The sequence below is a fragment of the Brevundimonas sp. C43 genome (assembly GCF_030732185.1).
Taxonomy (GTDB): Bacteria; Pseudomonadota; Alphaproteobacteria; order Caulobacterales; family Caulobacteraceae; genus Brevundimonas; species Brevundimonas diminuta_C.
The window spans coordinates 77,971-101,829 of the sequence record NZ_CP132231.1 but is presented as its reverse complement, the minus strand read 5'-3'; the positions used below and the strand labels follow the sequence as shown (position 1 = coordinate 101,829).

At 61.9% G+C, this 23,859-nt stretch carries 20 protein-coding genes; 18 read left to right on the top strand and 2 right to left on the bottom strand.

Annotation, left to right across the window (positions count from 1 at the left end):
- The first annotated feature begins 8 nt into the window (after positions 1-8).
- The 8 genes from Q9R14_RS00530 to terL all read left to right on the top strand — a co-directional run bounded on the left by Q9R14_RS00530 (position 9) and on the right by terL (position 12,694).
- Positions 9-3,938, top strand: coding sequence for a hypothetical protein (locus Q9R14_RS00530; RefSeq protein WP_306003091.1), 3,930 nt, complete (start codon positions 9-11; stop codon positions 3,936-3,938).
- A 76-nt stretch (positions 3,939-4,014) separates the two neighbouring features.
- On the top strand, positions 4,015-6,573 hold the full coding sequence (locus tag Q9R14_RS00525) for a phage tail fiber protein (protein ID WP_306003090.1): 2,559 nt from the start codon (positions 4,015-4,017) through the stop codon (positions 6,571-6,573).
- Positions 6,574-6,645: 72 nt separating this feature from the next.
- On the top strand, positions 6,646-6,867 hold the full coding sequence (locus tag Q9R14_RS00520) for a hypothetical protein (protein ID WP_306003089.1): 222 nt from the start codon (positions 6,646-6,648) through the stop codon (positions 6,865-6,867).
- A gap of 6 nt (positions 6,868-6,873) precedes the next feature.
- On the top strand, positions 6,874-9,885 hold the full coding sequence (locus tag Q9R14_RS00515) for a tail fiber domain-containing protein (protein WP_306003088.1): 3,012 nt from the start codon (positions 6,874-6,876) through the stop codon (positions 9,883-9,885).
- The gene (locus Q9R14_RS00510) at positions 9,885-10,349 is read left to right on the top strand and encodes a hypothetical protein (RefSeq protein ID WP_306003087.1); all 465 of its coding nucleotides are present in this window, start codon (positions 9,885-9,887) and stop codon (positions 10,347-10,349) included. The genes Q9R14_RS00515 and Q9R14_RS00510 overlap by 1 nt, the downstream gene beginning before the upstream one ends.
- Before the next feature lie 66 nt (positions 10,350-10,415).
- A complete protein-coding gene (locus Q9R14_RS00505; protein ID WP_306003086.1) occupies positions 10,416-10,607 on the top strand; it encodes a hypothetical protein in 192 nt (63 codons plus the stop codon).
- Positions 10,604-10,897, top strand: a complete 294-nt coding sequence (locus tag Q9R14_RS00500) for a hypothetical protein (protein ID WP_306003085.1) — start codon at positions 10,604-10,606, stop codon at positions 10,895-10,897. The genes Q9R14_RS00505 and Q9R14_RS00500 overlap by 4 nt, the downstream gene beginning before the upstream one ends.
- 69 nt (positions 10,898-10,966) lie before the next feature.
- Positions 10,967-12,694, top strand: a complete 1,728-nt coding sequence (gene terL / locus Q9R14_RS00495; protein ID WP_306003084.1) for a phage terminase large subunit — start codon at positions 10,967-10,969, stop codon at positions 12,692-12,694.
- Here the strand turns inward: terL and Q9R14_RS00490 are convergent.
- Together Q9R14_RS00490 and Q9R14_RS00485 are read right to left on the bottom strand one after the other, a co-directional pair.
- Positions 12,691-14,526, bottom strand: coding sequence for a site-specific DNA-methyltransferase (locus Q9R14_RS00490; protein ID WP_306003083.1), 1,836 nt, complete (start codon positions 14,524-14,526; stop codon positions 12,691-12,693). The genes terL and Q9R14_RS00490 overlap by 4 nt on opposite strands.
- Before the next feature lie 172 nt (positions 14,527-14,698).
- Positions 14,699-15,103 (bottom strand): HNH endonuclease, encoded by a 405-nt coding sequence (locus Q9R14_RS00485; RefSeq protein ID WP_306003082.1) that lies wholly within the window; start codon positions 15,101-15,103, stop codon positions 14,699-14,701.
- A 558-nt stretch (positions 15,104-15,661) separates the two neighbouring features.
- Here Q9R14_RS00485 and Q9R14_RS00480 point away from each other — a divergent pair.
- The 10 genes from Q9R14_RS00480 to Q9R14_RS00435 all read left to right on the top strand — a co-directional run bounded on the left by Q9R14_RS00480 (position 15,662) and on the right by Q9R14_RS00435 (position 23,800).
- Complete coding sequence (locus Q9R14_RS00480; RefSeq protein WP_306003081.1) at positions 15,662-15,826, top strand: hypothetical protein; 165 nt, start codon at positions 15,662-15,664, stop codon at positions 15,824-15,826.
- 110 nt (positions 15,827-15,936) lie between these two features.
- Entirely contained in the window at positions 15,937-17,499 is a 1,563-nt protein-coding gene (locus tag Q9R14_RS00475) for an ArdC family protein (RefSeq protein ID WP_306003080.1), read from the top strand.
- Between the two features lie 56 nt (positions 17,500-17,555).
- Positions 17,556-17,861 carry a hypothetical protein gene (locus Q9R14_RS00470; protein ID WP_156146835.1) on the top strand — a complete coding sequence of 102 codons (306 nt, stop codon included), beginning with the start codon at positions 17,556-17,558 and terminating at the stop codon, positions 17,859-17,861.
- Positions 17,858-18,001, top strand: a complete 144-nt coding sequence (locus tag Q9R14_RS00465) for a hypothetical protein (RefSeq protein ID WP_306003079.1) — start codon at positions 17,858-17,860, stop codon at positions 17,999-18,001. Before Q9R14_RS00470 ends, Q9R14_RS00465 begins: the two co-directional genes overlap by 4 nt.
- A gap of 441 nt (positions 18,002-18,442) precedes the next feature.
- Complete coding sequence (locus Q9R14_RS00460; RefSeq protein WP_306003078.1) at positions 18,443-21,334, top strand: hypothetical protein; 2,892 nt, start codon at positions 18,443-18,445, stop codon at positions 21,332-21,334.
- 341 nt (positions 21,335-21,675) lie between these two features.
- The gene (locus Q9R14_RS00455; protein WP_306003077.1) at positions 21,676-21,834 is read left to right on the top strand and encodes a hypothetical protein; all 159 of its coding nucleotides are present in this window, start codon (positions 21,676-21,678) and stop codon (positions 21,832-21,834) included.
- Positions 21,831-22,058, top strand: a complete 228-nt coding sequence (locus tag Q9R14_RS00450) for a hypothetical protein (protein WP_306003076.1) — start codon at positions 21,831-21,833, stop codon at positions 22,056-22,058. The genes Q9R14_RS00455 and Q9R14_RS00450 overlap by 4 nt, the downstream gene beginning before the upstream one ends.
- A 55-nt stretch (positions 22,059-22,113) precedes the next feature.
- Complete coding sequence (locus tag Q9R14_RS00445) at positions 22,114-22,410, top strand: hypothetical protein (protein WP_306003075.1); 297 nt, start codon at positions 22,114-22,116, stop codon at positions 22,408-22,410.
- Positions 22,407-22,904, top strand: a complete 498-nt coding sequence (locus tag Q9R14_RS00440; RefSeq protein ID WP_306003074.1) for a hypothetical protein — start codon at positions 22,407-22,409, stop codon at positions 22,902-22,904. Before Q9R14_RS00445 ends, Q9R14_RS00440 begins: the two co-directional genes overlap by 4 nt.
- Entirely contained in the window at positions 22,901-23,800 is a 900-nt protein-coding gene (locus Q9R14_RS00435) for a tyrosine-type recombinase/integrase (RefSeq protein ID WP_306003073.1), read from the top strand. The genes Q9R14_RS00440 and Q9R14_RS00435 overlap by 4 nt, the downstream gene beginning before the upstream one ends.
- The last annotated feature ends 59 nt before the right edge of the window (positions 23,801-23,859 follow it).

Below are 23,859 nucleotides of genomic sequence, written 5' to 3'. Positions count from 1 at the left end.
AGGCATGAATGAGCATCACTGTTAGAGGCCCTGATGGGGCTGTCATCAACTTCCCTGACAACACCCCGCCAAGCGTCATCGAACGTGAAATGGCCCGCCACTACGGGCAAGCGCAGGAACAACAGCGGGACCGTCGCTCGGCGGCGGTCTCGCTGTCCAATCCCAAGGACAAACGCACTCTGGGCCAACGGCTCGGCGACGTGTTCTCGGACACATGGAATACCAACTTCATTGCCGAAGGTTGGCGAGCGGGTCTCGACGACACCGCTGATTACATCGACGCTTCGCAGCGGGGAGACACGCGAGCGGCTACCGACATCGCAGGTCGCCAGACCCTCAACCCCATCCGCCTCGCCTCAAGAATCTATAACTCGGTCGGCGTCTTGACCGACATGACTGACAAGACCCGCGACACGCGACGTGCCGCCGACACCGCGATCTCCAATGAGCGTCAACGCCGTCAGGAATTCGCACGAGAGTCCGCCGCCGATCCTTTTTGGAAAGCTGAAGGCGGTTTGGTCGGCAAGGGTCTGCATGGCGGCGCCGCACTGCTTGGCGTCCTCGGTGGCTCGGCCGTCGATCCGACCTCCTACATCTCGGGTGGATCAAAGGTCTGGATGAAGATGGGCGTCCAAGGTTTGGTCGCTGGAGCGACCGATCTTTTGGCCCAGAATGACGCCACGTCGGCGGGCGTGCAGAATGACATCGACCTTATCCGAACCCTTGCGAGCGCAGGTGCGGGTGCAGGTTTCACGGGCGTCTTTGAAGGGGCCGGGTCGATTGTCCGACGCTTCCGCAACAACGAGCCGCGCCCGTCGATGGTCGAACTGGATCAGGCAATGCGCGATGAACTGGACCTGTCCGACGCTGTGAACCTCCCGGCTCTCACGCTGGACGACATGACCTTCCGCCCCCCGGTTCGCGGCGATGTCTCGGCTCTGCCGATGCGCGTCGAACAGCCCCGCGCCAAGGGTCCGTCGTTCGAAGACCTTGAGGCCGAAGCCCGCACCGCCGGAGCGGACGCCAAGACCAAGGCAGATGAACGCTGGAACGGTGTGGATTGGGGACTGGCCGGATCGCCGGAGCGCGCCAAGGCGGCCATGGCTCACCTCGACAGTCTCAAGAAGTTCGTCAAACCCGAACAGGTTGACCGCTTCGTCCGCTGGCTCGGCAAGCAGGGTGACGAGATCACGGACGGTGCCAGCCACTGGAACGCTGACGTGTTCGACTTCGACAAGCTCGTCAACGATCCCGACCAGTTTGAAGAACTGGCGAACGTCATGGGACAAATCTTCAAGCCGCTCTATGACGCGGCCGGGGATGCGCCGAAGTCGTGGAAGTCGGTTCAGGATCGTCAGCAGACGTTCGGGATCGCCACATCAGACGCGGTGAAGGCTCACGCCGACATCACTTCGGAGTTCGGCGTCTCGTCGAAAATCCATGCGCTCGAAACCATCGCCATGCAGCACGTCGATCACCTCGTCACCAAGGTCGCCGACGTTCGCGCCAAGATGGCCAACGGCAATGCGACTGCGACCGACATCTCCGATCTCGCCGCCAACCTACAGGCAACCCAGATGTTCGATGCCATGGCTGGCGGTGCGAAGTCCGAAGTGGCTCGCGCCCTCAACATCATGAAGGCCACGAAGACCCGCGTCCGAACCTTCAACGACCTACAGCAATCCATCAACGACCTGTCCGACGCCATGGGCGGCGGTGTTAAGGGCGACGATATGGGCGCCGCGCTCGACGCTCTCATCAAGGCGAACAAGAACGGCGGGGCCAAGGGCTTCAAGGACGAGGTTCGAAAGATGCGCGCCATGGGCTGGGAAGACTACCTCTCCTACTACGTCGTCATGGGCTACCTCACGACGCCCGCGACCGCTGTCCGCAACGCCGTGGGTTCGGTGCTTCATGCCGGTCTGTCGGTTGGCGAACGCTACGTCGCCGCCGGTGTCACCACGCCCCTGCGCCGCGCCTTCTCGGGTTCGAAAGCATCGGTCGAAGGCATCACCTTCCGCGAGGCCAACGCCTATGTGGCGGGCATCTATCAATCCTTTGCAGACGCCAGCCGTGCGGGCTTCCAAGCCTTCAAGACGGCGGCTCCTGTTCGAGACGGTGCATCGTCGCTCGGCGATGCAGCCTTCAATCAGCCGTTCCTCATCACCCCCCAACGAAAGGCGCGCTGGAAACAGAACCCTGTCCTGTCGATCCCCGACATGGCGGGCGCCGCGATCTTCTCGACCATCCGAACGCTGGGCCACCGCCCGTCTATCGCCATGGACGAGTTCGCCAAGGCGATGACCTACAAGATGCAGTTGAACGCACTGTCGGTGCGTGAGGCTTCGTATCGCTCGGCTCGCCTCAAGGGCGCCGATCAAGCCAAGGAGTTCAGCCGCGTCATGGACGCAGTTGCCAACCGTCCGTCTTCGGCTGCGATCTACCGTGCCAAGTCGGTCTTTGAACTGTCTGGCGAGACCTACGATCCGGCCAAGAACTACGGCAAGGATCAGACCCTCTACCAAGCGGCCGATGTGCTGGCGGCTGTCGATCTCCATGCGATGGCCGACGACTACGCACGACTAATGACCTTCCAGAACAGCGGCCCCACCCTCAAAAAGTGGGAACAGGCTTTGGGCCAACACCGTCTGTTCCGAGCCTTGTTTGTCCCGTTCCTGCGAACCCCGATCAATCTTGTTCGGGCTGGCATGTTCGACCGCAATCCGATCCTCTTCGCCGCCCTCGGCGAGAACCGGACGAAGTTCAAGAACTACACCGCCGCCCTGCGCGGTCTGGATCAGTCGCTCGAACGTGGCGGCGCCGAAGCCGACTTGGCTATGGCGCGTCTCGTGACCGGTGTGGGTTTCATGGCCACCGCTGGCCTCCTGTTCGCGAATGGCGATCTCGTCGGCAAGCGATCAGCAGCGGAGGAAGAGGACGGCGTGAAGTCGTATTCCATCCGCATCGGCGGTCGCTGGGTCCAATATCAGCAACTCTCGCCGGTCGCGGAAATGCTCGGGATCGTCGCGGACATGAGCCGCATCTTCCGCGACCACGACATCAACGACGACGACATCCTGCAAGGGATTGGCGGCGGCGTCCTCTCGGCCATCGTCAACAACATCGTCAACAAGGCCGCGCTCCAAGGCATCGGCGACTTCTGGGACATGATCGACCCGTCTTTCACGGCGGGTGACACTGACCGGGGCGAACGCTTCGGCAAGGAGGTCATGAAGAAGATCGGCTCTTCCGCTATTCCGGCTGTTGTCCGAAACCTCGCCCAGACCCAAGACCCGGTGATGCGCGAGGCGAGCGGTCTGCTCGAACATCTCGCGGCCAATATCCCGACCCTCTCGCAATCCCTGCCCGAGCGTCGCGACTGGCTCGGCCTTCCGGTCATCCGCAAGGATAAGGACGACGGCCTGTTCGAGGGCTTGGTCCAGCCGACCCGCGTCAGCCAGACAGTTGAAGACATCGTGCGCCGCGAGGTCTCGGCTCTCTCGACTGCCGACCCGGAACTCCGAATGGCACAACGCCCGCCGGAGCGGTTCAACGAGCAAAAGATCACGAAGCGCGAACACGCTTCGGTTCTGGAATATCAGGGCCAAGGCTATCGCCATCCCTACACCGGCCAGAACATGCACGAGGCTTTGGGATCGCTGATCCAGTCACGCGAATACGCCCTCATGGGCGATCCGCAACGAGCCGCCAGCATCAAGGAAACGGTCTCGCAATATCGCCGCTTGGCCAACGCCTCGATCCGCAACGGCGCCGTTCCCGAACTGCGGGAAATGGTGAACCGAACAGGCGGGGCAAAAGCCAACGAGCGGGCTGCTCAAGAGGGCTGGAATAGCTGGCAGACCCAAGCCAACGCCCGACGCTACGGCGTCAGCCAAGGCGACATGTCCGCCATCATGAACTTCCAACCCGGCCAATAACACCAACCACAATCCACCCGGATCGCCCGGTCGCTCACGCGGCCGGGCCATTCGGCGTGGGTGAACGAAAGGATCAATGTCTCACCAGACCCGCGCCCAATACATCGTGACGGGTGGCCAGCAAGAGTTCGATCTTGCGGTTCCCTACCTCGACCGGACCCACATCAGGGTCACGCTCAACGGCTCCATCCCGTTCTTCGAATGGGTCTCCGACAGCCGCATCCGACTTCGCCAGCCGCCGGTCGAAAACAGCGTCCTGCAAATCCGGCGCGAGACGCCGATCAGCACGACCCTCGTTGACTTCCAAAACGGCGCGAACCTCACCGCCGAAGAACTGAACCGGGCGCACCTTCAGAACCTCTACCGCCTTCAGGAAATCGACGACCTCTACACCGACGCACTCGACCGGGCGCAGGTGCGGCTTGGCGATCACCTCGGCGTCGTCACCACGCCCGACGCCATCATGGACGAACTTCTCCGCATCTCGGAGATGGGCGACGACCTCCTGAACCGTTTTCGGGATGCGCTGGCCAGCATCGACCTCTCGGCCGAACGCATCCTCGACCAATCCTTCCAGCTTACCGATCAGGCGTTCCGAACCGACACCCTCGACAGCATCTTGGCCAACACCACGGCGCGGACGGACGGCCTCGAACTCCGCGTTGATACGATCACCGACCTCGTTGACCAGTTGGCCAACCTTGAGGACGGCACCGGCCTCGCCACCATCATCCAGAACGAAGCCGATCAGCGTGTCCAAGGCGATACCGCTCTGGCGACCACGCTCGCTCTTATCGGCGCGAAGAACGGCGCGAACAACGCATTCGTGCTGGACCTCAACACCGTCCGCGTAGGCCCCACCGAAAGCCTCGGCCAACGGTTGACGGCGATCACGGCCAAGGCCAACGACAACGCCGCGAAGATCATCGCCGAAGAGACCGCTCGCGTCACCGCCGTCAGTGCGGAAGCCGACCGGATCACGGCCCTCATCACCCGCGTCGGTTCGGCGGAATCCAGCATCACGAACGAGGCGACCGCCCGCACCACGGCGGACACGTCGTTCGCCCAGACCATCGCCATGCTGGGCGCCCGCAACGGCGCCAACACCGCCTTCGTCCTCGACCTCAATAAGGTTCTGGTCGGACCCACAGAGTCCTTCACCCAGCGTCTGAATCAGATGGTGGCGACGGCGGGGACCAACGCTCAGGCCCTCGTCACCAGCGAGGCCACGACGCGGGCGAGCCAAGATCAATCTTTGGGTCAACGCATTGATAGCGTCGGCGCAAAGACGGATGCCAATGAAGCGGCCATCGCCAATGAGGTGACGGCCCGAACGAACGCGGTCTCCGCAGAGGCGTCGCAGCGCGAGGCTTTGACGGCCCGTATGCCGCAGGACATCGCAGCCGCCGTCCTGACCGAAACGAACGCTCGCGTCGCAGCGGATCAGGCCGAAAGCCAAGCCCGCCAATCGCTGGCGTCACAGGTCGCGGCGAACTCGACCGCTATCCAGAACGAGGCCACGACGCGGGCCAATGCTGACGGCGCCATCGCCCAGCAGTTCGCCGTTCTCGGGGCATGGCGGAATGGTCAGTCAGCCTTCGTCCTCGACCTCAACCGGGTCGAAGTCGCGGCGGGCTGGACGCTCGGCACTCGCCTGTCTGGCATCGACACCTCCATCGGCAACGTCTCCGCGTCCGTGGTCAACGAACAGACCGCCCGGATCAACGGTGACAACGCGCTCTCTCAGACGCTCCAGACCGTGCAGAACACGGTCGGCGGAAACACCGCCTCGATCACCTCGCTGCAAGAGGTCACGAACGGTCTGAACACCCGCTATGGCGTGGCTCTGAACGGGAACGGGCACATCACCGGTTTCGTGATGAACAACAATAGCAGCTATGGCACCTTCGCCATCGTCGCTGACAACTTCTCGATCACGGCCCCGAACGGTGGCTCACCAGTTCAGCCGTTCAGCGTCGTCGCCGGTCGCGCGCGTTTCAACGCGAACGTGGACATCTACGGCGACTTGCTCGTGACGGGCACGATCAACAACACCAAGCTGGTCGATAACACCGTGAGCGGGGTGAAAGCCGCATATGCGGCTGGCACGATCAGCCTCAACAACGCCACCCCGACCCGTATTCACGGCGAATGGATCACTGTCGAAAAGGCTTCCAGCCCCATCGACATCACTTTCAACGCTTGGGCGACCTTCCTGCACAACGCGGGCGGATCGTTCGTCGCGACCGTTCAGCTTGTCCGCTCCCGTGGCGAGACCGGCGGCGAAGTCATCCAGTCGTTCAACATCAACGGCTCGGGCATGGCGAACGACGTGTGGCAGGGCGCGATCCCGGTCCTTCACCTCGACCGCCCGAACGAAGCGGGCAACTGGCACTACTACGTCCAGATTTTCTTCAACGTCTCGAACATGACTACCCAATCGGTCACGGCCCGCTACGCCAAGCTCGTCGAACTGAAGAACAACACCTCGTCGCTCGGCGGCGGCTCCGGCTCCGGCTCGGGCGTCGGCTCGGGTGGCGGATCGTCTGGCGGCGGCGGCGGTGGCGGCGGCGGCGGGATCGACCCTTACGATCCGGGCGGCGGCGGCTACACCGACCAACCCGTCATTACCTGACCAAGAGACCGGCCTTAACGGGCCGGTCGCCCGGCTAAATATCCATACCCTTTCAACAAATTCAGGAGACGCATGTCCAACACCCCGACTGCTGCTGAACAGCATCAATCGCTCACCATCCAAGAGCAAAACCTTCTGGCCGCTCTGGGTCAGCTTCTCTCGCAAGTCGAGACGACCAAGGCTGCGCTGGCCACGACCCGCGCCGCCCTGCAAGGCGCCGAAGTCGGCTTCAAGATCGCTCAGGAAGCCGTCGAGAAATCCTCGACCGCCGAAGCGGCTCCCGAACAGGAGTAAGGCTGGATGAGCGGGCTGACGATCACCACTCTCGCCCAGCAAGTCCAAGACCTTCTTGATAAGACGAAGCAGCAGAACTCCAATCTCGCTGCTTGGCTGGGTGGGTCCGCCGATGGCGGTCCCAACAATGACGGCCGGTATCCGTTCGTGGATTTGACCGGTCGTGAAATCCTCGTGCCTTCGCCCGCATCGTTCAGCGACATGACCTCCGGCCCGGCGGCTCAAGCCACCGTGGCCAAGGTCGCGGCCGAACTGGCGCGCGATCTGGCGAAGGGTCATGCCGACCGTTCCGACGCACAGCGCATCCTTTCGGAAGCGGCTCGCGGCGCGGCGGTCGATGCACGAAACCTCGCCCAACAGCACCGCGATCATGCGGGCACGAGCGAGGCCAACGCTCGCTATTGGGCCGAACTCGCCCAAGGCGCCGGGCAAGGGTCTTCCGATGATCGCGAGATCGTCGAAGAACTTGCCGAGCAGGTTGCCGATAACGCCGCACTGGCGGCTCAGGACGCTCAGGATGCAGCAGCGTCCGCAGCCTTGGCCGCGACGTTCGATCCGAACCTCTTCGACAAGAAATCGGACACGCTGGCGGCGTCTCGTCTCACCGGCATGATCGACCCGGCGCGCATCCCCGTCCTCGTAGGCCAGACGCCGGTCGTGTCGTCGGGCGGGATCGCCAACCTGACCGCTGGCCAGCAGACCGGCATCATGCCGGGGACGCTGATCGCCACCACGGACGGTCGTCGCTGGGTCTATTCCGGCGAAGGTTCGAAGACGGCGGAAGCCAGCTACATCGAACAGGGCGATGTGACGCCGGTCTGGTCCGTGATCGCGGACAAGCCGTCGTTCTTCCCGTCGAACATCGCCAACGTGGCCGGTCTGCAATCGGCACTGGATGGGAAGTCCGCCGTGGGTCACGCCCATGGCATCGCCGATGTTGCGAACCTTCAGGTGGCTCTCGACGCTCGCGCCCTGACCGGCCACGTCCATGCGTGGACGACCATTACTGATCGCCCGACGATCTTCCCGACCGACATCGCCAACGTCAGCGGCCTACAGACCGCATTGAACGAGAAGAGCAGCCTTACCGGCGGAAACTCGTGGAACGGCGGACAGACGTTCAATGGCGGGATCACCGTCAAAGATAGTCTGACCATGACCGGCGCAGACCCGTATCTTCGACGGGACAGCAACTCGGCGGCATGGGTCATTGCAGGGGGGCAAGGCTGGACCGACACTGGTGCCGTCATCGTCCTGCACGGCAAGAACCATCCGGCTCGTCCGGGCGATATGCTGCTTTACGGCGTCGATGGGAACGCGACATCGAACCTTAAGATGGATGGTTGGAAGACCATCACCATGAACCGTCGCCCCACCTTCGCGGGCGCAACGCCATGGGACAGTTCGAACCTCGGCAATCCGGCGGTCAGGAACGGCTACAACGAGTTCCAGTCGGCCCAAGTTTTCGCCAATGGCGGTCGCCAAATTCGCCTGAAAACGAATGCGGGTTCGGCGGTGAATTACGGTCTGCTGCACCATATGGACGCCGACAACTACTACTGGCTGCTGACCAACCAGAACGATGCAGACGGTGAGTTCAACGGCTTGCGACCTCTACGCATGTCGCTGGCGTCGGGCGACATCTACCTTGACCGTCACCTGACGACACAGAAGGAGCTTCACGCCTACGGCGACACGCACCTTCCGAGCTACACCCGGCTCTGGGATCGCGGTGAGACGGGCTACACAGTTCTGGAATATCGCCGACAAGCATCAGGGGCTGTGATTGGCGCGCACACCTTCGTCAGCGGTTCGAACGACAACACGAACTATACCGTTTCTGTCTTCAAGAATGGCAATACCAACGACCGCTCCGATCTGATCCTCGACTACAACGGCGGCTTTAGCTGGCGTGGGCGGCCCGTTTACACTGGATGGAACTTCAACCCTGACGACAAGATTAGCTGGAACGCCGCTAATTGGGACGGAGGGCCATACACGATTGTCCGCCGGAACGGTGACGGAGGAACCACTCTCACAGGCCGTCTTCACGCCTATTCACAGACCGCAACGAACGATGTCTGGAACGGCGGGATGGAAATCCAAGAAGTTCAGAACGTCGGAAATACCCAATCCGGCCATGCCTATGCTCCGGCCCTGACCTTCCACTGGAAAAACGTATGCGCCCGCTCCCTGTGGATGGGTTCGGATGCTTGGCTCTACGTTGGGGTCCAAGGCGACAAGTCGAACCTCGGCAACCTCGGGGTTAACCGCATTTCGTCCGATGGCAACGAACTGTGGCTTCAAAAGAACAAGGCCACGAAGCTGAAAATCCACGAATACGGCATCAACGCCATTGGCAACTGCGACGTGGACGGAAGTATCTATATCCGAGGCACCAGCCCTACCGTCTATTTCCAAGACAGCGATCACCGCTCGGCGATGATCCACGTCAACAGCAATCGATTCTATGTCCTCCGAGGATCAGGCGCGAACTCGACGGGCTGGGAAATGACTGGCGGCGGATGGCCTCTGGAAATCAACCTCGACAACAATGACGCCTACTTCGGGGGTCAAATCTACGGCGGCAACAACTGTTGGTTCCGTGTTCGAGGCTCCGGCAACGGCATCTATTGGGAGAACCACGGCGGCGGCTTCCATATGTCCGACAACGATTGGGTTCGCGTCTATAACGGCAAGAGCTTCTATTGCTCGGCACAGGTCCGCGCCAACACCGTCGTCGGCGAATCCGATAGGCGCCTTAAGACGAACATCGCTCCGATCACCGACGCTACCCAGAAGGTCGAGGCCCTGACGGGCGTGACCTTCGACTGGAAGCGTGACGGATCGGCGGGCATGGGCTTCATCGCCCAAGACTTCGAACAGGTCATTCCGGCCCTCGTGACCGAAGACGCGGACGGTATGAAGGGTGTCGAATACGGTCCCGTCGTGGCCTTGCTTGTCGAGGCTTTGAAGCAGACGAACGCCCGCGTGGCGGTTCTGGAAGGGAGGGTCTGATGACTCTCCCAACCTCCGGCTCGATCAGCATAGACGACATCAAAGCCGAACTCGGCATCACCGGCGAACTCTCGTTGCTCGATCAGCGGGTGCGCGACTTGGCTGGCATCCAGTCCGGGTCGGTCACTCTGCCGAATGACTTCTACGGAAAGTCGGCCCGCACCGTCCGCCTCATCATCACCAGCTACGAGCAGGTGGAGATGGGGTTCGGCGACTGGAACCGTCAGCAATACGACCGGATCACGTTCGGAGTTTCGGTGACGCCCTATCTCGCCCCAACTTCCTATTCGTGGGGCGGGGATGCTTACGGCAGCGGAGCGTCTGCGACGTTCACAGGGCCTACCTATTCGCCCATGGGCTTTACCTACCAAGCCTTCGGGCAAGCCTACTGCTCCGTCGTTGTCGGCGGTCGCACCTACGAACTCACGCTCGACTTCCAATACACGGCTGGCGACGCGATCTAATCCTCTCACCCACAATCGAAAGGTCTAATGGACCCCACTCACAACACATCGAACTCCGACCCAGCCTTGGTGCTGATCCTCGGTGAAATCAAAGGCCAGCTTGGCACCTACATGAAATTCATGGAGACCTTGCAGGGAAAGCACGACAACCTCGAAACGCGCACCCGCGCACTCGAAAATGCGAAGTTCTGGCTCATGGGCGCCGCCGCCGCGCTCGGCGCCATCGCTGGCTTCGTCGCTGATTTGGTGAAGTCATGATCGACCAAATCAAGACGACGCGGGCGACCGAAGGCGAACTCGACACCATGCACCGCCTCGTCGCGCTGCTCCTGTCGAACGAACTGGACCGCGCAAATCTCCGCGCCGAGATGAACCCGAACGATCCGTCGTTCGCCATCTCTCCCCAACTCATCAGTCAAGCTCTCAAGTTCCTCAAAGACAACGGCGTCAGCGCACCGGCTGGCTCCAAGGTCGTCGAAGACCTCGCGGCCCAACTGCACGATCTCGACCTCGACGCCGAGATTCTGTCGGGCATGACCCCGAACTAAAACCCCGAGACCACCACGCTCGCCGCCGCTCGCCTTCACCGGCGAGCGGCTGGGCGGCGCACCTCCTGTTTGATCGCAACCAACCTGACGCTCGCCGACGTTCTTCGGCAATCCTTCACCGCGTTCGTCCGCTACGTCTGGAAACACGTTCTCGGCCTTCCGAAGCCGACGCGCATCCAAGAGGACATCGCCCGCTTCCTCGAAAGCGGACCAAGCCGCCGGGCCATCCAAGCCCTGCGCGGCATCGGCAAATCCTTCCTGACGTGTGCCTACGTCGTCTGGCGTCTCTGGAAAGACCCGAAGAAAACCGTCCTGATCGTCTCCGCTGGCGAGACCGGCGCGGCCGACAACGCCTCGCTCATCAAGGGCATCATCTACCACGAGGCGGGCGACAAGCTCTGGGGTTCTCTGCGTCCCGGCCGCGACCAGAAGTCCTCGACGCTGGCGTTCGACGTGGGCGGCAAGGGCGCCGACAAACAGCCGTCCGTGAAGTGCATCGGTATCACCGGCCAGCTTCCCGGCAACCGAGCCGACATCATCATCGGCGACGACGTTGAGAACCCCCGCAACTCGTGGACAGAGGATCAGCGCGACAAGCTGCGCCACCTGTTCGGCGAGTTCTCGAACATCATCAAACCGCTCGACACTTCCGAGATCATCGTCCTCGGAACGCCGCAGACGGCAGAGTCCATCTACAACGGCCTCCCGGTTCGCGGATACACCGTCCGCATCTGGACCGCCCGCTACCCCCTCGCCGACAAGCTGGCGAACTATGGGTCCGCGCTGGCGCCCATGCTGCTCGCCGACATCGAGCGTGACCCCAAGCTTTGCGAGCCTTGTGGCCTGTCGAAGCTCGGAGGGGTGCCCACCGATCCCGACCGCTTCACCGACGCCAAGCTGATCGAAAACGAACTGGACGGCACCGCCGCCGAGTTCATGCTTCAAATGATGCTCGACGTGACGTTGAGCGACGCGGAACGCTACCCGCTCAAAACGAGCGATTTGATCGTCATGGACGTGGACCCGCGACGCGGGCCGGTATCCATGGCTTGGACCTCCGCGCCAGACTACCAAATCAAGGATGTCGAGAACGTCGGATGGTCGGGCGACCGTCTCTATCGTCCCTTCAACATCTCCGAACTTTGGGCCGACTTCACCGGCGCGGTCATGCATATCGACCCCTCCGGCTCCGGCAAGGACGAGACGGCCTATGTCGTCACCAAGTTTCTCGGGACGCGCATCTACATTCGAAAGTGGGGCGGGTTCGTGGACGGCACGTCTACCGAAACCCTGACCAAGCTGGCCGAGATCGCACGGGACGAGAAGGTCAATCTGGTCATGGTCGAAGACAACTTCGGCGACGGCATGTTCCGCCAACTCCTGTCCCCCATCCTCGCGCGCAAAAACCCCTGCAAGCTGGAAGGCCACAAGGTTTCAAGCATGAAGGAAAAGCGGATCGTCGGCGCCCTTGAGCCGGTGATGAAGCAACACCGTCTGGTCATCGACCTCGCCGTGGTGCGCGAAGACCTCAAGGCGGACAGCCTACGCCGGGGCCTGTTCCAGATGACGAACATGACCGTCGTGCGCGGCGCGCTTCGCCATGACGACCGCATCGACGTGCTGGCCCAAGCCGCCGAATACTGGCGCCCATATCTCAACGCGGACGAAGAGAAACACGAGCGTCAGCACCTCGACAGGCTGGACCGGGAGTTCGAGAAGAAGTTCTTCGCGGGCACGAATGTCGGACACCTTTTGAACAAGGGCCGGGTCCGCGCCCGTGGTCGGAAGATGCGCTAAGCCGCGATCAGCATGTCGCACAGATCGTCGATGACGAAGACCGGCTGCTCACGCTCCACGCGGCAAGCAGCCGTCAGCGTCACGACGTTCGATTTCGCCGACTTGACCGCCGCTTCGCGCGCCTTGAACTCGCGATAGGCGGCGCGCTTGCGCTCCATCATCTCGTCGATCATCGACTTGATGGGAGCCTCGACCGGCGCGCTCTCAACGTGGGTTTCAAACTCCGCATCGGGAGCCGCAGCCCGGATGCGAACTTCCGTGTTCTCAAAGAAACGCGGGTTGATCTCCATACCGATGAAGTTGCGGCCAGCTTGCAGGGCGGCGACGCCCGTCGTGCCCGAACCCATAGTGCAATCAAGAACCGTCTCACCCTCGTTCGAGTAGGTGCGGATCAGATAGTCCATGAGCGCGACCGGCTTCTGGGTCTGGGGCGCGTTGCCCTTGCCCTTGATCTTCTCCTTGCCGCCCACGCTCGGGAAAAACAGGATCGACGACGGCCAGTTCGTGTGGGTCTGGTAGCGGCCACGGTCAGCGTTCAGCCCGCGCACCTTATAGAAACTGTCTTCCTGATTGCCGTTGCGGCTCGTGATCGGTGTTTCCAGTTCGACCAGACCTTGCGGATTGTAGGTCGGGTGAACCTTCGCGTTGTTCCCCATGCCGCCCTTGGCGAACACCAGAACATCCTCATGCTCCGCGAGGACGCGATAGTCCTTGTGCAGGTGCTGCGTCTTGCGGGTCTTCGCCCAAACCATGTTGAAGCGGTGCAGGTCCAGCGCGGCGTTCATCAGCGCGTTCGTGAACCGGCCTTGAGCCGTCAGAACAATGTTGCCGGTCGGGGTCAGGATGCGGCGGAACTCCGCGAACATCTTATCCAACGGGACGATCTTGTCCCACACTTCGACCGAGACTCCGTAAGGCAGGTCCACCGCGATCAGGTGGACAGACTCGTCAGGCAGTTTCGTCATCGCCTTGAGGCAATCGGCGTTGAACAGCGTCGCCTTGACCGCAGGACGCTCGACCGGCGCCGGGGGCGCCAGCGTTTCGACGGTGCAGTTCAAACGCTTCGCAGCCTTGGCGTTGTAGCCCGCGTCCAGTTCGATCCCGATGTAGTGACGGCCGGTCGCGCGAGCCGCGACGCCCGTCGTTCCCGATCCGCTGAACGGATCGCAGATGATGTCATGCTCGGGCTTGAGGTGTTCGAAGATACGACGCGGCAGTTCGACCGGCATAGGCGCCGGATGGTTCGGATCGATCTTCGCAGTCGGACGGATCGACAGCACGTCGAACAGCTTGCCCGCCGTCGCGAACTTGAACTTCGGCTTCGCCAGCAGGTGGATGAACTCGAAGCTCGGGTTCAGGAAGTTCTTGTTCGGCGTATACGCCGCCTGACGATGCCAGATGATCCGTTGGCGCAGATGGTCGAGAACGTCAGCAGGGATCAGTTCTTCGGGCGTCAGGAGACGACCCTTAAAGGGTTGGTCCTTGTGCTGAAAGAAAATCGCGCCGTCGTCCTTGAGGACGCGCCAGCATTCATTCAGCAGATCATGCATCCACGAGACATACTCGTCGTGCGGGAGGTCATCGCTGAAGCTGGCGTAGCCTTCCACCAGCAGAGGCGCACCACCCCACGTTCCCCCCTCATGGCCACGGCGCTTGCGGCGCGAACGCTTGTTGTAGGGCGGCGAGAAGAAGAAGATCGAGACGGACTTCGACGGCTGGGCCTTGAGCCATTGCAGCGAGTGGCCCGTCACCAGACGCGCCGTGCTTCCCTCGGCGAATGCCGGATCGGGGACAGCGGCAAAACCTCCGCGAGCGATCTTCTTGGTCGTCAAATCCGGGTCTCCGTAGCAGCGATAGATGTCTATCAAGCTGCCACAGGTCGCCCACTCGTCAAGCATATTTGCCCAACTATTTCAGTGACTTATGAAACCCACATCAGTCCGCAACGCCACCTTCTTTCATGATCTCATAGAATTGGGAGGCGTCAACCAAATCGGCCGGAGTTTAGGGGCGAGCAAACATACCGTGCAGTTCGCGCGCGCGAGCGACGTATGTTGCGTGTGCTTCCTCTGGCGTGTCGAAAGTTCCCAGATATTCGCGACTACCGTCCTTTCGGATGGCCGCACGGAAACGCCCGCTTCGATCCTGCGTCACGCCTTTCGGGTGTCGCCCCCAACCGGGACGGTTGCTCATGTTTTCGCTATGGCTTGCTTCACGCAGATTGGACCACGCATTGTCCAGCTTCCAGCCGTTGCGATGATCCACCTGATCCTTCGGCCACGATCCTGTCATGAACAGAAACGCCAAACGATGCGCCAGATAGTGGCACCCATCGAGCTTGATTGCAGCGTATCCGTCTTGTGTTCGGCTTCCCGCAATATGTCCCGCGTCTCGACCGTTGAAGGCCATATCACCGCGCGATCCAGAATGCCTCGGTTCCCACCAAAACAATCCAAGGCCGGGACAGTAGTGGAGAAGTTCTTTCAATCGTTCTTGAGTGAGCATGAGGCGATAATACAGAGCCTCAACGGCCTTCGCATTATTCACGAGAGGGTCGGATTGAAAATGCGTCACTTGGCCGAAATGGGGAAAACGTGTGCGCCCGCGCCAGCTACCCCCCTCCGGGTAGGGTCATCCCCCGACCCTTGGCCAGCACCCTGCACCCATGAGGGTTCTATAGGGATGCGCCGGGCGGTCGGGAGTGATGTTCGCGCGGACGATGCGCCTAACGTGTTGAGATTGTTGAGGAACATTCCCACCATAACCGGCAATCGAGCGTGGGGCCGGATCGTCTGCCCTCGTTCAATAGGACGTGTGCGGACGATATTGCGCGCGCGTTCTGGTGCGAAGTTTAGTCTCTGCCTTTTTGGGGAATGGATGCTTTCACGCAAAAAATGTGCTTGACACCATTTCGGGAATGGATTCTAAGCCGTGGTCATTAAGTGCTTTCACGCAAAGGATTCATTGATGCAACCGGGCTTCACAAACCTAATCGACCTGACCGGCGGACCCTATGACCTGACTGTCTGGGTGCAGCCGGGCGCGGACCTCGACTCGACGTTCGAGGCCATCTGCGACGACACGGGCGAACGCCTCGCGATCAACGGCTGGCTCTTTGAGGTCGTCTCGTGATCGCCGCCCTGATCGTCACCGTGATCCTGCCTGCCGCTGGCGTGGCGATCCTGATCGCGACCAATCCTCGTCCCTAATACATGCCTTCACGCAAACAACAGGCTTACGACATGAAAACCGACATCTACCAAACCGTCACCGACTCTATCGTCGCCATGATTGAGGCGGGCGTGAAGCCTTGGGCGCCGGGCCATAACGCCAAGGCTTGCGGCCTTCCGGTCATCCCGACCCGCGCCAACGGGCAAGCCTATCGCGGGATCAACGTCGCCTTGCTTTGGGGCGCCGCTGAAATGAAGGGATACCGTCACCACACTTGGATGACGTTCAATCAAGCCAAGGCTTTAGGCGGGTCCGTCCGCAAGGGGGAGCGCGCCTCGCCCGTCGTCTATTGGGGCACGTTCAAAACCGAACCCGACGAAGAGTCCGAGGGCAAGTCGGGCATGTTTGCCAAGGGCTACAGCGTTTTCAACATCGAGCAAATCGACGGACTGCCCGCCTCGTTCTTTGAACCCGCGACGGTTGAGCCTTCCGAGACCCGCATAGCCAAGGCGGACGCTTTGGCCGTCGCGACTGGCGCCGACATCAGACACGGGGGAAGCCAAGCCTTCTATTCGCCCAAGGGCGATTATGTCCAAGTCCCGCCCTTCGCTGCCTATGCCGAACCCGAACGCTATTACTCGACCCTCACGCATGAATTGACGCATTGGAGCGGAGCCAAGGCCCGGCTTGATCGGACCTTCGGAAAGCGGTTCGGGGATAAGGCTTACGCCTTTGAGGAATTGGTCGCTGAAATGGGCGCCGCCTTCGCCTGTGCCCGTCTGGGTATCGAGAACGAAACCCGCGAGGATCACGCCTCTTATCTGGCGTCATGGCTCAAGGTTTTAAAAGCCGATAAGCGCGCGATTTTCACGGCGGCGAGCAAGGCTCAAGCCGCGTGTGACTACCTTTTCGACCTCGCCGAGAAGGCCCCAGAAACGGCCGTAGAGCGGCCTTTCCCGCCCGCTGGCGTCATATGTCTGCCCGACCTCTCGGGAGGCGTCACCGAGCCGGTTTCGGCCCCTGACGTGGAAGCTGCTAACCGCCTGACGCGAGCCGCTTTGGTCGCCGCCGCACGGGAGGCCGTCGCCCTGAACGATGATGACGGCGATGATGATCCGACGCCGCCTGTCGCACCTGCACCGGCTCCCGTCTCGACTGGCGTTGCAGCCGGGTTCCTGTCGCGGCTTACCGCTTTCAAGGGAGGGCGCGTCCGGGCGCCTTCCCGCGTCGCGGCTCGCAAGGCCAGAACCGTTGACGACATCGTGGCGGACCTGACTCCCGAACCGGTCGCCCGGCCTTTCCATCCCCGACGCGATCCGAGCTTGTGCGAGTTCCTGTCGATCCGGGGCATCTGCGACGATGGCGGGGAGCTACAGGCCCGCGACCTCGACCGCTGGCATCGCGAGGCGCCGTTCCGGCGCAAGCTTGTCCGCGCCGATGGCGTGTCCCTTGAGCGGGCTGCGATGATGGCTTGGGAGGCGGGGTATTTCGATGATGTCGCCGTCCCGACGATGGATAGCAGCGACAACATGCACCCGGTCACGCCAGAGATGTTGATCGCGGCGATGGATCGCGAACTGCGCGACGACTACGCGCACGTTTGGGGCGACCATGATGCGGAGTTCTTCGCATGAGGGCGCGGGGCAATCGGGCGGCTGTATGGTCGCCCCTATCGGCCGAGGCGCGAGCCTTGATCGCCGAGGGTGAACGCTTCACTTGGCGGGCTTGGCGCGATGGCGTCCTGATCTGCGAGCGAGTCGGCGTCGCCCTTGCGGATGAAGTCGAGGCGGCGCGTAATCTGGCGGCTCGCGAGGGCTGGACCTTTGAGGCCGACGACGGACTGGCGTGGGGCTATGTCAGTCTATCCGATGGCGCGGCTGCACAGCGTTGCGCGTTCGGCGTCGCGCAGAGTCCGCCCGATCTCTTCACGGTCCCTCAAGGCGTTGAGCCTTCCGAACCGTCGCGGGATCGTATGCAGGGAGACTTGTTCCGATGATCGCCCTGACCCTCTTGGACCGTCGCACGTCGGAACGGTTCACGGTGATCGTCTGCGAAGGCTGGAAGCCTGACGCCACGATCTATGACGTTGTGCGACGTGTCGCCCTGCCCGCCGGGTTCGTCGATCCGCGCCACTGATCCGCGCCTCCGGCCTAAATACATCTGTTCCGCTTTCGCAGCTTGTTCGCGGGACATCCCCGATAAGAAGTGACAGGAACCCGCCGAGTTAACCGCTCCGGCGGGTTCTTTCTGTCTGACGTGTTGAAGTATCGACTTCACGGGTCAGTGCCGCGCCTTCGTCGCGCCAGATGACGTGTGTTGAGATGTGGTTCAGTTTTCCCTTACGAAACGGGACGCCGTATAAGAACTATAATAGGGCGACCCGTTTCATAAGGGAAAATATCGACCAAACCCGACCCATTTCGACCGATCACGTCTCACACGTCGAAAGAAATGGCGCCCGAATTGGCCTCGCGGTATAAGTAGTCATGTGGCGGGCACGTCGGGAGTAGCTACCCGGTCGGACTTGGTAGGTCGTCAGCCCGCCACACATAACCCCGACCTACTGCCGACTTACCTATGAACGATCCTTACGCGCCCATTTGGGCCACCTACTACGCGCCCCGCCTCTCATCCCGTGAACTTCGCCAGTTCACCGACGCCAGTGCGAAGCCGCAGCGCACCTTCCTCGACACCATCATCCGACCATCGGCCTATCGTCCCGATCTCGGAACCTACATGTCCGTCAGCCCGACGAAGAACCTTGAGGGGCGGGATCACAGCATCGTCCGCGACCTCGCCGACGCCGACTGGCAGTATCAGTCCCTCTTCACCAACGTCCTGACCATCGCGACGGTGAATGATCCGAACTACAATCACCCGATGCTCCGCACGGCTCTCGGGCCGCACTACATCTTCACCGTCGAGTTCGACTCTGACCTGACCTTTTTCCGTCAGCAGTTGGGATGGCTCCGCACCCCTAATAATCCGCTCGACAGTCCCATTGGACAGTTCGTCGCCCACCTTCGCGCGACCTATGCTGATTTCGTCGGCCTGAACGTCACCTACAGCGGCAACAAAAGCCTGCACTATCACTTCGCCTTCTCGACCCACATCGTGGCCCAGCGGGCGCCGGAGCGGCCTTCTCTCCGCTACGGTCTGCAAAAGGCTTGGGACGCTCTCGCCCAAGAGTTCCAAGGCTTCGCCGCTCTCGCCCTCCCAGCGTCGGAAAGCCCTGACCGCACCTTGCGTCAGCCGGAGTGGTATCGCCGCCTTCCACTCGGAACCCGCCTGATCGACAAGGCCCATGCCTTCGATGTTCCCAAAGGCGAGCCGGTCCCGCAGCTTGTGCTTTGGGAGCATGTTCGCAGCCAGTCCGGGCGCGGCGCGAAGGGGAGCATTTTCAACCCGGCGGACTTTACCCGCACCGACATTCCGGCGACGGCTCGCAAGGGCAAGGCCGCGCCGCTGGACTTCCTGCCGGGGACGCCGGAGGCGGATCACTGCGCGGATCGTCTGCGCGAGTTCTACCCTGACTATCCGTCGTTCGCGGGCTTCGTCGTCGAGCGCGGAGAGTTGCGCGCACAGTTCTACAACGGGCCGGGCGACAAACGCCCGTCGTCCTACATGGCCGAGGGGTTCGCCTCGATCATGATCCAAGGCAGTTTCCTTGGACCCAAGCCGCCGCGTCTGCCGAAGTGTCTCGGGGATATGCTGGCAATCTGGAGCGACGAATACCGCGAGCGTCACCTTGCGCCGGGCGGGCGCCAGCGCACCGATCTTGAGCAACGGTTCGCCGAGGCTGCGACCGACCGTGACGCCGCCATCGCGGCGATGGGGACGGTGCTGGACAGCCTCGTGATGGATGACCGCCCCTGTCATTTCCTGTCGGCGCCGGAGGGCATTTCGAAGTCGCGCACCCTGATCGCGAACACGCCCAGCTATCTCAAGCGGTTCGAGAACGCGGGCGAACACGGTCTGATGATGTTCGCCTTCTCGACCTACAAGTTGGCGCAAGAGAAGGCCGACGAGTTCAACGCGGCGCACCCGTTCCCGCGCTTCGGCAAGCGTTTCAAGGCCGTGGTGCTGAAGAGTTGGAGCCGGAACTATTCGGAGGCTTGCGAGGCCCTTGGCGTCGCGGAGATCACCTTGGCGCGGGCGTTGGAGCTTGGATCGCCTTCGATCCTGCAAGCCGTGCGCGTTCACCAGCCAGAAGTCATGGAGCGCGTGGCGTCGATGTTCCGAGGCTTGCGCTGGTCGTATGCCGGGGCCGTGCCGATCCTGTTCACGGTGCATGACGTGGCCCACGAATGGGTCAAGGACAGCGCGTCGCGTCTGATGTTGTCGCCCGCCTTCTGGGACAAGACCTTGGACCCGAAGGCCCAGCGTCAGCGAGCGCGGGATGAAACCGCGCTTGCGGTGCTGATCCACGACGAGGTGTCGAAAGACAATCTCGTCAGGATCGACACGGCCGAGGCGTGTGCATGGGTGGAAGACCTTTCGGCCATGCCGCACCCGGAAGGTGGACGAAAGAAGCTTTGGCCGAAGGGGGCGCCCCTGACGCGGCTGCTGGAAGGCTACACCCTGTTCGCCAAACTGAACCCGGCGCCGGAGGGTCTGACGTTCGAGGAAGCGGTCGCGATCCGCGACGTCCCGGCCAACGGTTGGGATCGTGTGACGGCCAAGGACAGCGGCGAATACGGCGCCTATGTCGCGGCCAACAATACGGACTGGCGCGACATCTACGGCGACGCGGCGGGCCGTGACTGGCGTGTGCACGTCAAGGCGTGGCCGACGACATCGGCCGCCAAGGTTCTGATCCTGACGACAGAGGCCGTGCCGACCGCGATCATTCGCAAGATCGGCAAGCCGTGGACGGTGACGGAGTTGGACACACCGCAGATTGCGCCTGACGTGACCGACGTGCGGCCGAGCCGCGACGTGATCTCGCGCAACCTGCATACCCTCGTGCGGGAGGCGCGGGCCGAGCATCTGAACGAGACCGGGCGTCCGCTCTGGGGCATCGGCAACAAGATGTCAGACCTCGTGCAGACCCAGACGCACCACACCGCCAAGGGATCGAACGGCTACATCGGGCGCGACATCGTGCAGACCATGGCCTTGCTCCCGCCGGAGGAATACGCACGCCTTGAGGCTCTGAACGCATGGTGCGGGCGGGATGAGTTGATCCGGCTCTATCACCTCGACCAGTTCAACCAGACGGCCGGGCGGAACCTTGGGTTCCGGGCGCCGAGGTCTGGACCGAAGCCCGCGCACATCGTCCTGATTAACCGGCGCCTGTTCGAGGCTCTGACGCCGCTTTTGAAGTTCGCGCGCTACGAGATGCGCGAGCGCGTCAGCCAGCGAGTGCAGAAGGCGGGCAAGACGGGAGCGAAAGCCGCCGTCGCGGTTCGTCCGATGATGTCAGGGAAAGAAAGGTTGGCCGCCTTGCGGCAAGCATTGGCGGCCTAAAGCCGCCGAAATGGGCCTCCGCGATAAATAAGTTTGTCACAACAACTTATCTCGGAGGCCCATCATGGACCCAACTACGTTCGACATGGACGCGATGCTCGCGGACATCTTCGAAGAAGCTCTGTCACCACAGAATCTAACCGACGCTGCACGCGAAGGCGATATTAAAGGTGACGAGTAATGTTTCACTATCACGGCAACCCGGTCACTCCGCAGGAAGCGGCCGATCTGATTTCAGTCCGCCGAGGCTGGACCCGTCTCAAGTTCAGGCGCCAACGCGAGCGAGACGAACGCGACGGCACGATCCTGCGCCAACTCTGGACGATGATCCGGGGGCGCGCATGACCGCCCGCACCATTCGCACGACCATCAACCAGACTGAACTCCGCGCCCCCGTCGATGGCGGGGAGATCGCGAACGCGGTCATCCTCGGCGACTACACCGACGACCTGACCGGCGAGCCTTACCGCCTCTGGACCCTGCCGGAGGGCAATCAGTGAAACGCATCTACACGGATGCCGAACTAACGCCCCGGATGCTGGCCCAAAAGCTGCTGCTGTTCAGTCGCGCCGATGCGAACGCCCAGACCACCCGATCCGAAATCAGCAAGACACGGACCCGGTTGCATGAGCTTGAGAACTTCTTGGTCACGCTCGACAACGAGATCACCGAAGCGGCCGAGTTCGCCGAAGCCTACTTCCTGCGTCACGGCCGGATGGATTGACGAAAAGAGTCATCGGCGCCATCATTGCGTCAACGCATTTGATGGAGGCTGCGACGTGGACGTGCTGCTGTATCTGATCCTGCCATGGGTCGCCCTGTATTACGCGATGATGGCCGTTGTCGGCGTGTGCAACGGCCTGAAACGGGTTTGGATAGAAATGCGCGGCGGTCAGGAAGCCGCTTCACGGCGCGAGGAAGACATTCGCCGGAGAGCGGCTTACGCAACCCATCTTAAGAACTATCGCGATGATGCCCGTCGTCAGGCTCAACGCGAGGCTGGCGCGGCCCGCCTCATTGCTCAACGTGCAGCCGCCCAGCGCATCAAGACCAACGTCGCGAGTTTCTTCAAATGAAGGCCGTCGCCCTTAAGCCGTGCGACGACACGCTCGATATGCTCATTGAAGCGAAGGCCAAACCGACGCATCCTTTGCGTGTCATCACGCCGAAGGAATCACCCATGGCCTCGATCAAGTCTCACATCTGGACCTACTCGACGTTCGCCGCTGCGCTTCACGCCATCGCCTACGAACTCCCGAACAGGGTGACTGTCCGCCAGTTGCTGACCTTTGCGATGATCGTCGAACAGGTCAGCCTTGGTCACAACGTCACCATCGCTGACATCAGGGAGAAGGCCGGAAGCGATACGTCTGGCGACGATCTTCTCGGCCAGTCCATTGGGCGGTCCTACCAACTGTTCCTCAAGCCGACGAAGAAAGAGCCTGACGCTCTGGGCTGGGCCTACGTCGAAGAGAACGAGGATGACCGGCGCCAAAAGTTCCTGCGCCTGACGCCGGAGGGGGAGGCCATGGCCATCAAGATCGCCAAGCTCTTGAAGGAGAAGCCGTGAAAGTCCGCGACCTCCTGAAATACTGCGAAGTGCACGAGTGGCGCGGGCATCGGTCCAAGGCCACGCTCCGCACCAACATCAAGCAACTGAACGCCGTGATCGGCGACGACGACATCGCCGGTCTGCATTACACCCGGCTAAAGACGCTGGCCTCACAGCTTGAGACCTACGGTCGAAAGGCGGCGGCGCCCGCCACCGTCAAGCGCAAGCTCGACACCCTGTCGAACGCCCTGACCATCGCGACGAAGATGACGAACCCGGACGGCTCGCCTGTCCTGATCGCCAAGCCGACGTTCCCGACGTTCGACATCGACAACATTCAGGAGCGCACGATCTCCGACGCCGAACTGGCGGACATGTTCGAGGTCATCGCCGCCCGGCGTGAGGCCGAGCCGCACCGTGACTGGACCCGCTTCGACGCCTTCATGCGGTTCCTGCTGGCGACGGCCTGTCGCCGAGGCGAGGCGTTGCGGGTCTGGCCGGGACACGTCGAGCAGCGCGATGTCGGCGGCAAAGCCCGGCACTTCGTGATCTTCGAACGCTACACCACCAAGACGAAGAAGCCCCGGATCGTGCCGCTGTCGGCCGAGATCGTCAGGATGCTCCCGTCCTTACGCCTACAGTCAGGCAACGGCCCGCTGTTCCCGTTCACGGCAAGCCAGCTTTGGGGACTGTGGAAGGCGGTTCGCGTGGACATGGCCAAGCGCGGTCACGATTTCTCTCTGGTCCGCTACCATTCTTGTCGTCACACCACCCTGACCAAAGCCATGAAGCGGTTTCCGCTGGCCAAGGTGTCGAAGCTCGCCGGTCACGCCAGCATCCAGATCACGGCCGACCGATACGGCCACCTGTCGGCTGACGACCTCGTGGATATGGTGGACGAGATCGCGGCGTAAACAATAGCCTATTGTTTTCGTGTTTGACGCCTATTGACGGACACACAATAGTTCACATA

Coding starts and splice junctions, on each gene's coding strand:
- Q9R14_RS00530 (WP_306003091.1), top strand. CDS start 9: ATGAGCATCACTGTTAGAGGCCCTGATGGGGCTGTCATCAACTTCCCT.
- Q9R14_RS00455 (WP_306003077.1), top strand. CDS start 21,676: ATGACCGCCCGCACCATTCGCACGACCATCAACCAGACTGAACTCCGC.
- Q9R14_RS00520 (WP_306003089.1), top strand. CDS start 6,646: ATGTCCAACACCCCGACTGCTGCTGAACAGCATCAATCGCTCACCATC.
- Q9R14_RS00440 (WP_306003074.1), top strand. CDS start 22,407: ATGAAGGCCGTCGCCCTTAAGCCGTGCGACGACACGCTCGATATGCTC.
- Q9R14_RS00485 (WP_306003082.1), bottom strand. CDS start 15,103: ATGGCCTTCAACGGTCGAGACGCGGGACATATTGCGGGAAGCCGAACA.
- Q9R14_RS00510 (WP_306003087.1), top strand. CDS start 9,885: ATGACTCTCCCAACCTCCGGCTCGATCAGCATAGACGACATCAAAGCC.
- Q9R14_RS00460 (WP_306003078.1), top strand. CDS start 18,443: ATGAACGATCCTTACGCGCCCATTTGGGCCACCTACTACGCGCCCCGC.
- Q9R14_RS00500 (WP_306003085.1), top strand. CDS start 10,604: ATGATCGACCAAATCAAGACGACGCGGGCGACCGAAGGCGAACTCGAC.
- Q9R14_RS00480 (WP_306003081.1), top strand. CDS start 15,662: ATGCAACCGGGCTTCACAAACCTAATCGACCTGACCGGCGGACCCTAT.
- Q9R14_RS00515 (WP_306003088.1), top strand. CDS start 6,874: ATGAGCGGGCTGACGATCACCACTCTCGCCCAGCAAGTCCAAGACCTT.
- Q9R14_RS00465 (WP_306003079.1), top strand. CDS start 17,858: ATGATCGCCCTGACCCTCTTGGACCGTCGCACGTCGGAACGGTTCACG.
- Q9R14_RS00525 (WP_306003090.1), top strand. CDS start 4,015: ATGTCTCACCAGACCCGCGCCCAATACATCGTGACGGGTGGCCAGCAA.
- Q9R14_RS00475 (WP_306003080.1), top strand. CDS start 15,937: ATGAAAACCGACATCTACCAAACCGTCACCGACTCTATCGTCGCCATG.